At 61.8% G+C, this 11,525-nt stretch carries 9 protein-coding genes; 4 read left to right on the forward strand and 5 right to left on the reverse strand.

Going from position 1 to position 11,525, the window contains the following annotated elements; all coding sequences use genetic code 11:
• Nucleotides 1–59: 59 nt before the first annotated feature.
• Together R4P70_RS20615 and R4P70_RS20620 are read left to right on the forward strand one after the other, a co-directional pair.
• Complete coding sequence (locus R4P70_RS20615; RefSeq protein WP_031331312.1) at nucleotides 60–914, forward strand: helix-turn-helix domain-containing protein; 855 nt, start codon at nucleotides 60–62, stop codon at nucleotides 912–914.
• 170 nt (nucleotides 915–1,084) lie between these two features.
• Nucleotides 1,085–2,026: an ABC transporter substrate-binding protein gene (locus tag R4P70_RS20620; protein ID WP_317831444.1), complete on the forward strand. Its 942-nt coding sequence runs from the start codon at nucleotides 1,085–1,087 to the stop codon at nucleotides 2,024–2,026.
• A gap of 6 nt (nucleotides 2,027–2,032) precedes the next feature.
• On the opposite strand, the gene R4P70_RS20625 is transcribed toward R4P70_RS20620, so the two are convergent.
• Entirely contained in the window at nucleotides 2,033–2,488 is a 456-nt protein-coding gene (locus R4P70_RS20625; protein WP_317831446.1) for a MarR family winged helix-turn-helix transcriptional regulator, read from the reverse strand.
• A 99-nt stretch (nucleotides 2,489–2,587) separates the two neighbouring features.
• Here R4P70_RS20625 and R4P70_RS20630 point away from each other — a divergent pair, with 99 nt between their 5' ends.
• Entirely contained in the window at nucleotides 2,588–3,667 is a 1,080-nt protein-coding gene (locus R4P70_RS20630) for an ABC transporter substrate-binding protein (RefSeq protein WP_230091086.1), read from the forward strand.
• On the opposite strand, the gene R4P70_RS20635 is transcribed toward R4P70_RS20630, so the two are convergent.
• On the reverse strand, nucleotides 3,603–4,436 hold the full coding sequence (locus R4P70_RS20635; protein ID WP_153213272.1) for a phosphatase PAP2 family protein: 834 nt from the start codon (nucleotides 4,434–4,436) through the stop codon (nucleotides 3,603–3,605). The genes R4P70_RS20630 and R4P70_RS20635 overlap by 65 nt on opposite strands.
• Nucleotides 4,437–4,553: 117 nt before the next feature.
• On the opposite strand from R4P70_RS20635, the gene R4P70_RS20640 reads away from it, so the two are divergent.
• A complete protein-coding gene (locus R4P70_RS20640) occupies nucleotides 4,554–5,228 on the forward strand; it encodes a response regulator transcription factor (RefSeq protein WP_060938451.1) in 675 nt (224 codons plus the stop codon).
• Between the two features lie 3 nt (nucleotides 5,229–5,231).
• Here the strand turns inward: R4P70_RS20640 and R4P70_RS20645 are convergent, their stop codons facing one another.
• The 3 genes from R4P70_RS20645 to R4P70_RS20655 all read right to left on the reverse strand — a co-directional run bounded on the left by R4P70_RS20645 (nucleotide 5,232) and on the right by R4P70_RS20655 (nucleotide 11,513).
• On the reverse strand, nucleotides 5,232–6,620 hold the full coding sequence (locus tag R4P70_RS20645; RefSeq protein ID WP_060938376.1) for a sensor histidine kinase: 1,389 nt from the start codon (nucleotides 6,618–6,620) through the stop codon (nucleotides 5,232–5,234).
• Nucleotides 6,621–6,726: 106 nt separating this feature from the next.
• Nucleotides 6,727–8,124, reverse strand: coding sequence for a serine hydrolase domain-containing protein (locus R4P70_RS20650; protein ID WP_317831451.1), 1,398 nt, complete (start codon nucleotides 8,122–8,124; stop codon nucleotides 6,727–6,729).
• A 20-nt stretch (nucleotides 8,125–8,144) separates the two neighbouring features.
• Entirely contained in the window at nucleotides 8,145–11,513 is a 3,369-nt protein-coding gene (locus tag R4P70_RS20655) for a serine hydrolase (protein WP_317831453.1), read from the reverse strand.
• Nucleotides 11,514–11,525: the final 12 nt, after the last annotated feature.

Below are 11,525 nucleotides of genomic sequence, written 5' to 3' on the forward strand. Positions count from 1 at the left end.
CTGCGTGGGCAGCGGTTACAGTCACCTGGACAGACGACGGTCGATCCAGGGATGTAGACGTGAGGCGGACAAAATCCGAGGTCGACGGTGATTGGCTCCGGTGGGGCGTGCCGTCGAGCGACGAGCTGGTGGTATCCGAACACGAATTAGACGACGAGCCCGAAGATTTGGTTCTGTGGGGTGGTGCGTCGAGTGCTGATCAACCGGTGACATGGGAAACCCACGCGCACCGATCGAACGAGATTCTGTTCCCGCGTTCCGGCATTGTGGTTGTTCGCTCGGGCGCCCAGATGTGGACGTTGTTGCCGGGACGAGGGCTGTGGATACCGGCACTGCATCGACACTCGGTGCGCGTTGCCGCGGGTGCGCAGTTCCTGACGGTGTATTGCGCTGTAGGGCAGGGGCCTTCGCTCGGTGATCACCCGGTTGCGGTACACGGCACGCCGCTACTCTACGAGTTGTTTCTGCATCTGAGTGCTCGAGAGATGTCGGACGACGCGAGGCGCCGCGCCGAGCGAGTGTTCTTCGACCTCGTTGTTCCCGGCGACGAGCGCGGAGCGATGAAGATCCCCGATTCGGGCCCGGTCGGGCGGATTGCACGCGACTTGTTGTCTCATCCGGAGGACCCACGCAGTTTCGGAGACTGGGCGAACGAGATCGGCGTCAGCACCAGCACTTTGGCTCGTCGATTCAAGGTGGACACCGGCGTGAGTTTCGGTCAGTGGCGAGTACTGCTTCGGATGAACGTCGCGATGTCCCTACTCGGCCAAGGTGTTGCGGTCGCCGACGTGGCCGAGCAGATCGGATACTCGACGCCCAGTAGTTTCGTCGCCGCTTTCAAACAGTCCACCGGTGTCACGCCGATGGCATTTCGAAAGAACGCGGATCGTTGTTCCGATTTCGACATTCTTTGACAAAACTTCGCGATTGCGTCATCCCCTGATCCGCTCTACCGTTAGCCATGTAGGCGAGGCTTACTTTACTTTCCGGGTTCGGGGTTCGCCCGAAACTCGCTCGACAGCATGGGGCAGAAGTGATCGATTTTGTTGCGCCGCGTTCGAAACGCGGTAGCAGGGCCATCTTCATGGCTGTGGCAGTGGCACTTTCGACGGTGCTGGCAGCATGTGGCACCTCGACGACCGACGCGAAGTCCGACGGTGATGCGTGGACGTATGTCGATGCGCGTGGTCAGCAGATTTCACTCGACAAGATCCCTGAACGCATTGTGGCGACGGCGGACACCGCGCCGGTGCTACTCGAATACGGGGTCGTTCCAGTCGGTATCATCGGCTTTTCCAGGCTCGACGAATCCACGTTGAATGCATTCGACTTCAGTGGAATTGCCCATGTCAGCGAGACCGACACAGATATCAGTGCCGAGAAACTCCTGGCAGTGGACCCGGATCTGGTCATCGACATCTGGAGTTCGTACAACGGCGGAAACTTCGGCAGCATCTGGGGCGACGATATCGCTCGCGTCGAAGAGGTTGCTCCCATTGCAGGTGTCGAGATCACCGACGGGGCGCAAGCGGCGTTGGACAACTTCAGTTCGTTGGTCCAGAGTATCGGCGGCACCGACACCTCGCCGGTCTACGCGGCAAAACGGGAAGAGTTGAGTGCGCTCGGTGACCGGGTGCGTGAATTGGCCACATCGCGAACGAATATCTCTGTTGCATACGTGATTCCGTTGGAGTCGAGCCTTGACTACGCGGTGCCGGGATGGACTCCGCTCGGAAGTATTCTCGAAACGATGGGCGTCGAATTCGCGAAGCTGGACAGCGAGGACGGTTTCTGGGCATCAGCGAGTTGGGAAGAGCCGGGTGTCTTTCCGGCCGATCTCCTCCTGATTCCGCCGACGTGGTCTGACGCACCGGAGCTCAATTCGCCGACGTTCACCAGGCTTCCGGCTGTGGTTTCGGGCCAGGTTGCCTCGGTAGAACTGCGTACGGGGTACAGCCTGACGGGCATCACGGAGCAGATGAGGCGTTTTGCCGACGTCTACGAGAAGAGTGCGAAAGTCACCTGAGTGGCATCATCGCGGTGCGTGAACTCGCAGTGATCGATTGACTCGGTCGAGGATGCCGATGGCAGTGGTCAATGTGTCGAGGTCACCTTCGTCGAGGGCTGTCAGTTCTTGGGCCAGGACGCCGATGCGTAGTTCGGACCGACGGTCCCGACGCGCGCTTCGCTCGTCCTTCACGAAAAGCGTGCTCACCCGGCCGTCTGTGGGATCGGGTCGCCGCTCGATCAGGTCCTTGTCGGAGAGGATGCGCACCAGCGTGCTGACGGTGTTCGGGCGTCTGGAGAGGCGATCGGCCACGGCCCCGATGCGAGTGCCGGGATGGTGCGCGACATCGTGAAGTACCTCGGATTGTGCCTCTGGCAAAGTCGCGTCGGTACCCGACGTATCCATGTATTCACGCAGCGCTCGACGCAATTCGAACGCCGCAGCGATGAGTGATCTCGATGCTTCTTCCGGAGTGGGCACGCGATCAGAGTAGCGATCGACCTCGTGTGATCCACGCCCCAAAACTGTATCCGACACAGATATAGTTTACAGTTCCTCAAAGGGTAGGGTCACCTAACCATGACGGTAGATGAAGCTGTCATGCTTCACGACGTACGGGACACGATCATGAATTTTGGACAGAAGTCACGCAGTGTAATGCTGATCGGCGCACTGACATTGGTGGCAGCTCTCAGTGGCTGCTCGAGCGACGCCTCGCCCACAGACACTGACATCAGTGCGTCGACTCCGGCGGACTCTGCGTTTGTCGCTCCGCGAGAAGTCCCGGCTGGAATGGGGAGCGGAAAGTCGGACGGCGAATTCCCTCGTACCGTTTCACACTTCAAAGGTGACACCACGATCGAATCGCAGCCCGAAAAGGTTGTCGTCATTTCGACCGGGCAAGCAGATGCGCTTTTATCTCTCGGCGTCGTTCCTGCGGCTTCGACTCGTGGTGACGGTGCGGACCTGGTGCCGCCGTACCTGTTGGCCGCATACCCCGAATTCCGCGCCCAGCTAGGTGATGTCGTCGACGCAGGTGGGCGCTTCACACCGAACTTCGAAGCGATCGTCAAGCTCGATCCTGACCTGATCTTGATGAATGTTGCAGGGAAGGATGCCGATTCGCTGTACGACCAGCTTTCGGCAATTGCGCCCACCGTGGCAACGCAGGGGACCGGCGTCAACTGGAAGCAGGACTTCCTGCTGGTTGCCGACGGGGTAGGTAAGACGCAGCAGGCGACGGCACTGCTGGATACGTTCAACGCCGACGCCGCGGCCTTGGGTTCGTCCCTTTCGTCGCCGACGACAGTGTCGTTCACCCGCCAGAACGGAAATCGCTTGCGCATCTTCGGTATTCCTTCGTTCACCGGAAGTATCGCCCAGGATGCCGGCCTGACGCGTCCGGAGTCGCAGCAATTCGACGACACCTCCCGAGACATCAGTGAGGAAGAGTTGAACGTGGCGGACGCTGATTGGATCTTCTACGGAGTGCAAGGCGGGGACCCGGCGACGTTGACCAACGCGCCGTTGTGGGCGCAGTTACGTGGAGTGATTGCCAACCATGCCGTTGCTGTCGACGACGACGTCTTCTACCTCAATACCGGGCCGACTGCGGCTCGTGAAGTGCTGAAGGTTCTGCAGAGCGCACTGCAGCAGTAGTTGATTCGGACTGGTTGTGCGTGCCGACGAACCGGAAGACTGCTCCACCCGCAGTGACGGCAAGCGTCGCGAGGACAGCTCCGGCAACGACGTCGGTGAGCCAGTGAGCTCCCAAGTAGAGGCGAGTGAGCGCGACGACAACGGTGACCGTCACGGCGAGCAGCATCAGAAGTCGTTTGACGGCCGGTGTTCGGTCGACGCTCACAACGAGAACCGCAATGCCGAACAGCGCTGCTGTGCCCGTGACGTGACCGGACGGGAACGAGTGGCCGGTCTCGAGAAGAACTTGGATGTTGGTCGGCGGACGTTCGCGACCGACGAGCGCTTTGATTACCGTGCTGGCGACTGCCGCACCGCCAACGGTTCCGATCACGATCAAACCTGGAACAACCGAACGCGCTCGCCACGATATGAGCACTCCGCAGGTGATCCCGAGCAGCGCGGTGGCGACCGGGCTACCGAGATCTGTGACGGCGACCGCGATCTGGTTGAGGGCGCCGCTCCGATGATCGACCATCCAGTCGGTCACCGGCCCGTCGAAGCTCGTCAACCACCCGTTTCGATATACCTGGATCGAGAGCGTCACCAGGGCGAGGGCGAGCCCGGACGCGCGTAGCGCTGTTGACCGAACGCTGGAGGCCCGGTAGATCGAACCGAATGCGAACAGCGCGGCTGCCACCACGATTGCGGCAACCGCAATTTCTGCGGTGGTGCTCTCGGTCAAGACTTCGGTGACCACGTTTCGCACGGTCGACACAGTTGCTGGCATGAATGCAGTGTGACGATCAGAAGCTGAAGAAACGCTGAACGTAACTCGGTCATGGGCCCACCGTCTGCTCTACTGGGTGCATCCGAACAACTGCGTGTCGACGAAACGGGGCCGGTGGTGCGAGTACTGGTTGTCGAAGACGAAGTACGCCTGGCCGAGACGATCCGGCGGGGATTGGTAGCCGAGGGATTCGTGACCGCCGTGGAACTCAACGGGGACGACGGATTCGCGATTGCCTGCAGCGACGAATTCGACGTGATCGTTCTCGACATCATGTTGCCGGGCAAACACGGTTACGACATCGTGCGGGACCTACGCGCCCGGGAGGTGTGGACGCCGATCCTCATGCTTTCGGCGAAGGACGGCGAATACGACCTCGCTGATGCTTTCGATCTCGGTGCCGACGACTACCTGGTCAAGCCCTTCTCGTTTGTTGTATTCCTGGCGCGGCTTCGTGCACTGGTGCGGCGTGGCGCTCCCCAGCGTCCATCGATACTCACCGTGGGAGACCTGTCCCTCGACCCCGCCAAACATCAGGTGCTCAGAGCGGGAATCGAATTGACGCTGACGCCACGTGAATACAGCGTTCTCGAGTTCCTGATGCGCAACAACGGAGTTGTGGTCACGAAGACCGAGATCGTTCGCTCGGTCTGGGACACCAACTACGAAGGTGACGAGAACATCGTCGAGGTCTACATCGGTTACCTACGTAAGAAGGTCGACCTCCCGTTCGGAACCCACAGCATCGAAACCATTCGAGGCATCGGGTACCGCTTTGTCGGCACTGCCTGATCTTCAGTCGGTCGGTAGCGGAATTGTCACCTCGAATCGACTTCCACCGCCTACCCTCTCGCTGACGGAAATGGTTCCGTGATGCGCCGCAACGATTTCCGACGCGATGGCGAGTCCGAGTCCGGAGCCACCTCCCTGCCTCGACCGCGGCTGGTCTAGGCGGACGAAGCGTCCGAAGATTCGTTCGCGTTCTGCTGCAGGGATTCCGGGCCCGTCGTCCTCGATCACGATATGGGCTTCGTGGCCGGCTTCGGAACACTCGAGATGCACGAGGGTCTCGGAGTGCCGCACTGCGTTGTCGACCAGGTTTCGCACCATGCGCGCCAACGCCCTCGGGTCTCCGGACACGCGAACCGGAGCAACGGTGGCGGTGACCGCGATCTCGGAGATACCGTCGATCCGCTTCTGCTCGGCGAACAGAATGTCGTCGAGGTCGACGTCGACGACGGTACCGATGGATTCGAGTTCGCTTTCGTCCGAGCGCGCGAGAATCAACAGATCCTCGATCAACTGCCGCATCCGTCGCGCCTCGGGAAGTAGCGCGTCTTCGATCAGTGCGTCGTCGAGGAGATCCGGGCGTCGGTGTGCCAGTTCGAGAGCCGTAGTGATCGTGGACAGTGGACTACGTAATTCGTGGGAGGCATCGCTGACGAATCGTTGTTGAGCAAGTGCGCCTTCGTCGAGGCGCGCCAGCATGTCGTTCATTGTTGTTGCCAGTCGGGCTATCTCGTCGTTCCCGGACGGGACGGGGACTCGTTCACCTTGACGGCCACTCGAAATCGAGGCAACCCGAGCGCGGATGCGTTCCACGGGAGCGAGAGCCGAACCCACCAGGCGGTAAGTGGCAAACGCGGCCAGTCCAAGAACCAGGGGCCCGGCGATGGCGAGCAGAACGGCAACGGTGGTCACCACGGTTTCAACCGGTTCACGGTCGGCGCCGACGAAAACGGTGACCGGTCCGGCCGGCGTCTGAGCGCCTTGTCCGATCAGCCAGTAGTCCTCGTTGTCGGACTTCTTGACCCTTCCATAGGTGTCCGATTCGTCAGGGCCGAGAATGCGTTCGGACAGTAGGTCGCTGTCAGTTCCAGGCGATTGGGCGACTATTCGGTGATCGGCGTCGACGATCTGCACGATTCCGATCTGGCTGTCGGTGGACAGAAGCGAAGGGTCGAGATCGGCTGGGCCCTTCCCGGTGAGTTGCTGGACCAACTGTGCGGCACGGGCCTCGGAGCTGTTCAGTGCGGACAGGTGCAGGGAGTTCGCCAGTACGAAAACCAGTGCAAGCCCGGCGATCACCAAGCAGAAGGCGATCACGAGGGTCGATGCCACGGTCGTCCGGGCGCGCACGCTCCACCGGGACGGGTGCAGAATCGACTCGCCGATGACGTTCATGGCGTCCAGTCTGTACCTTCGCGGCTGTGCATATATACAAAGGCTGTGCATATACAAAGACGGGTGACGCGGCCTCGTAATCGGACCGCGTCACCCGTCTAGAGGATCAAGCCACTCGCTTGGCGGTTCGGCCGCCGAATTCGAGCATCACGGCGCGTCCGGTGTCATCGGTGACGAAGCGCCCCAGCGTCCGCGTGGTGTCGGCGCGAGCAGCGAAGTCGAGATCGTTGACGAAGGCGATCGGGATCGCCGGCGGCCAGACGATGTCCTCGTATTCGCCGAGGTCCTGCGCGCTGCCCATGCGGACGCCGATTCCCTCGTCACCGGGGGCGACGGTCATGGTCAGGTTGCCGGCCTGGTACTTGCCCAGGACGGCGTCGACGGCAGAGGGTTCGGGCTCGACCACGTCGAGAGATGCCGGCGCGGGCAACTCTGCGAGGTTGGCCATGCACCAGTCGACGATCTTCTTGCCGATTCCGCCGCCGAGTGCGTTGGTCAGCACGGTGACGGCGAAGTTCTTCTCAGGCACGGTCAAGAACTCGGAGACCTGGAGGTTGCTGACGTTTCCGCCGTGCCGCACTACCTGGGTGGTTCCGTATCGAGTCAGCAGCCAGCCGATGCCGACTTCCTCGAACATCATCGCGGCGGGACGCTGCGGCTTCTGCATCAGCAACCGGGTGGACTCGTCGAGCGGCTGTCCCTCACCCGGGTGTTCGCCCGACAGTGCGTAGCGTGCCCAGACGAGCTGATCGCGCACCGAGGACCACATTCCACCGCAGGGCGTCATACCGCGGTCCAGTCCGGTCTCGTTGGACACGAACGGCTCACCCTCGCGGATGTAGTGGCCGAGTGCAAACCGGTGGGTCATCACGTCCCAGGGCAGGAACGCCGAGTTCTTCATCTCGAGTGGGTCCAGAACGCGCTGCTTGACCAGCTCTTCGAAGGTCAGTCCACTGATCTTGGCTACGACGTATCCGGCGAGGACGAATCCGGAGTTGCTGTAGGAGAAGACCTCTCCGACGGGAAATTCCTGTCGTAGTTCCTTCAGCCGTGAAATCGATCGACCCAGGGCGTCTTCACCCCAGCCAGCCGAGAGGCTGACGTCGCCGGTGAACCCGCCGGTGTGCGTCAGAAGATGACGCATCGTGACTGTGCGGGTGGCTTCGTCGTCGGCGAGGATCAGTTCGGGGACGTACTCGACCAGTGGGGTGTCGAGATCGAGTAGGCCGTCCTCGACGAGTGCCATCGCGGCTGTTGCAGCAAAAACCTTTGTGGTGGAACCGATCATGAACATCGTCTTGTCGGTGACCGGGAGCTGGGTTTCGACGCTCTCGATGCCACTGGTGACGACGATGTCCTTGTCGCCGTGCACGATACCGACCGAGACGCCGGGGATGTTTGCCTCGACCCTCCACTGGTCGACGAGTTCCTGAAGCTGTTCTTGCATCTTTGATTCCTCGAGTTCGCTGGCGTTCTGTGTTTCGGCGTTCGGTGTTTCCGTCATCGTATGTGTATCGGTCGTCGTCACGCGTTAACCCGTGGTAGGAAGCGGAATCCGACGTACACGCCGTCGCGGTGCGGCCGTACCGTCGTCCAACCGGCAGCCCCGGGTTGACGGGTGGTCCAGGTCCCCGGGATCTGCGACGGTACGAGAGTGGCTACCGCTGCAGGCTTCTTCGGAGCTGTTTCGTCTTCCTCGGGATTCGGGATGACGTCGCCGATGACGGTGATCACAGCCTCGTCAGCGGACTCTCCACGACGGAACTCGATTGCTATTCCGCCCGAGCTGTACTTACCCAGAACCGAATCCGGAATCGACTCCACACTCGCGGGGTTCGGGGCGAGGGCTTGCGGAGGTTCGAGTCCGACCAATGCGGCCGCGGCTTCGGTGAAGAGATCACGATAGAGGCCGTCTGCTTTGCCGCCGCTGGTCAGCAGCGCGATCGCGACATTGTGGCGGGGGAAGATGCGCAGATATGCGTGCTGCCCGATGGTGCTGCCGTCGTGGCCGAAAATTTCTTCGCCCGACCAGGTTTCGTGGAACCAACCCAGACCCCAGCCCGACTTGTCCGGGAACAGTTCGCTGATATCGATTTCGGGTGTACGCATCGCGGCGGCTGATTTTTCCGACACGATCCGCACACCGTCGACGCTCTGACCTTCGAGAAGGCCGAGTTCCGCGAACGTGAGCAGATCTCCGATGCTGGCAGTGATGCAGCCGGCCGGCCCCATCGAGCGCGTGATCGGCCAGACGGGCATCACGACGGAGTTCCCTGTATGGCCCGCTGCCACAGAGTATCTCGGAGTATCTCCGGTCAACGTGAGTGTGTGCGCGAGGCCGAGTGGATCGATGATCCGCTCCTTGAGGATGTCGTCCCAGATACCGCCGCGAAGAACCTCGACGATACGAGCTGCAAGGACGTACGCGGAATTCGAGTACGCGAAGCCGTCCTCGAGTGGATGAACCTGACGGAAGTCACGCAGGCCCTCGACGTAGCGTTCGACGACGTCGTCTCCGCGACCCTTGTCGATGAAGAGGTCACCGTCGATTCCGTTGCGATGGTTCAGAAGTGCGCGAACCGTGATGCGGGCGGCTGTTTCCTCGTCCTGCAGTGCGAAGTCGGGCAGGATCGACCGGACGGTCGCGTCCAGGTCGAGCAAGCCTTCGTCGACCAGCTGCATGACCAGCATCGCGGTCCATACCTTGGTGATGGATCCGATCTGGAACAGGGAGTCGGTGGATACCTCGACCCCGGTGTCTGCATTGATCACGCCGGAAGCCACCGTCGTACGGGTGATTTCCTTGCCGCTGGAATCGAGTGTGAGAATACCGAATTGAGCACCGGTGACGCCGTAACGCTCACACAGTACGTCCAGTGAGCGCTTCCACGCGTCGGCGCCGGCAGATGCATTGGCCAGGCCGGTCTTGGGCAGCTTCGCGGAGGTGTATCGCTTCACCCACTCGATGAGCCGCGTGCTGTAGTCGATTCGGTGCGAGATCGAGCCGTTGACGAGGAACCCGTGGCTTGCACCGGGATACGCCACCAGTCGGGTGGGTACATGCTGCTGGCGAAGTGCGGCGAACCAGGCCTCGGCCTGACCCAGCGGGCACCGCTCGTCCGACTTTCCGTGCAGGATCAGCGTCGGAGTCACCACGTTCTTCACGGCGGCGAGCGGTGAGGCTGCCAGCAGCCCCGCGGAGTTCTCGGGAACAGTGGTGCCCGTGGCGAGCGACGCGAGGTGCGGACCGAAATCGCAGACTCCGGCCATGGCGTTGAAATCGCAGATCAGCCCACCGGCCACCGCCGCGGCAAAGCGATCGGTCTGCGAGGTGAGGTGGCAGGTGCTGTATCCGCCGTAGCTGTACCCGGTGATCGCCAGGCGGTCCCCGTCGACAAGTCCCTCGGCGACAAGTGCGTCGATCGGCTCGAGGAAGTCGGCTTGGTCCGAGGTACCCCAGGCGCCGTTGACGGCGTACATGAAGTCTGCACCGTACCCGTCCGATCCACGTGGATTGAGGGTCAGGATGCGCCAGCCCTGCGCTGCGAGAACCTGGTGGGCGGGGTGATAGGTATCGGCAACGCCGGTCCACGCGTTGTGTGGTCCGCCGTGAATGTCGAGCAGAAGGGGTGCAGCGCCATCAGTTTCGGGAGCGGACAGCAACCAACCATGCACGGTGCGGCCGTCGGAGATAGTGAATTCGCGCTCCTCGGCGGCAAACAGGGTCACCTCGGGGAGTGCTTCTGCGGTGAATTTTGTCAGCGTGGTGACAGCGCCGCTGTCGAGATCGACGAGTGCGACCTCGCCGAAGGACTGCTGTGTGGTGACGATGACGGAGGCGACGCGGGCGTCACGGGCAACGGAGAGCGCCGAGACGACCTCGTTGGGATTGGCGACGAGGGAGCGAGAGGTGCCGGTTTCGATATCGGCTGCATACAGATGCGTCCATCCGCGATCGCGGAGGCAGAACACGATTTCGTCGCGAGTATTCGACAGTGCCGGTGTGCCACCGGGGTAACCGGGTGCACCGGGCATCACGTTGCGATCGAGATGAGCTGTGAGGGTGACGTCGACCGGTGTCTCAGTTGGTCCGGGGACGGACAGACGGATCAGGTCGGCGGTTCCGACACGGACCTCGGGAGTTCCGATGGCGACAACCGAATCTCCTTGCGGATGCCACAGTGTGGAGCCCTGCACCCCGGTGGCGTGACCGAGTCGCTGCGGCGGAACTGACAGATCGTCGACGAGGATTCGGTAAGCGCTGAACGTGAGGTTCAGATCGCTGTCCGGTTCGAGATTCGCGGTGAAGGCAAGAGCCGTGCCGTCGGGCGACCAGGACGGTACGTCCGCATTCCAATCACCGTCGGTGAGGCGTCGTACTGCCTTCGTCTCCAGACCGACGGTGTGCAGGTGGCGACGGAAGGTGCCGAGCCAACCGGCGCCGTCCACCTTGTATCCGAGTCGGTCGGTGACGATGGGCGCATTCGGATCGGTGGAGTCCGAACGTGAGATCACAGCGGCGAATGCAATGGCATTTCCGTCCGGGCTCCAGACCGGTGCGCCGGCACCGAGGGGGAGTGATGCTGCTGTGGTGAGGGTTTCGGCCTCGCCGCCGGCGAGCGGGATCAGGTGCAGCTGCGCGGAGTCGCCGACCTTGCGGAGGAAGGCAATCGAGGTTCCGTCCGGAGAGAACCGAGGTGCCGAATCGGCGGGCCCCGCAGTGAGGCGGCGAGCCTGGGAATCGCGGGACACTGCCCAGAGCGATGTAGTTGCCTTTCCGGCAACAATTTCCGAGCGAACGAAGACGACCACGGTGCCGTCGGGCGAGATTGCGGTTTCAGTGGGTGTGACCACGCGGTGGAGGTCGTCGAGAACAAATGGACGGTCAGTCATGTAGATCCTTCG

The organism is Rhodococcus sp. IEGM 1241, from assembly GCF_033142365.1.
Taxonomy (GTDB): domain Bacteria; phylum Actinomycetota; class Actinomycetes; order Mycobacteriales; family Mycobacteriaceae; genus Rhodococcus_F; species Rhodococcus_F erythropolis.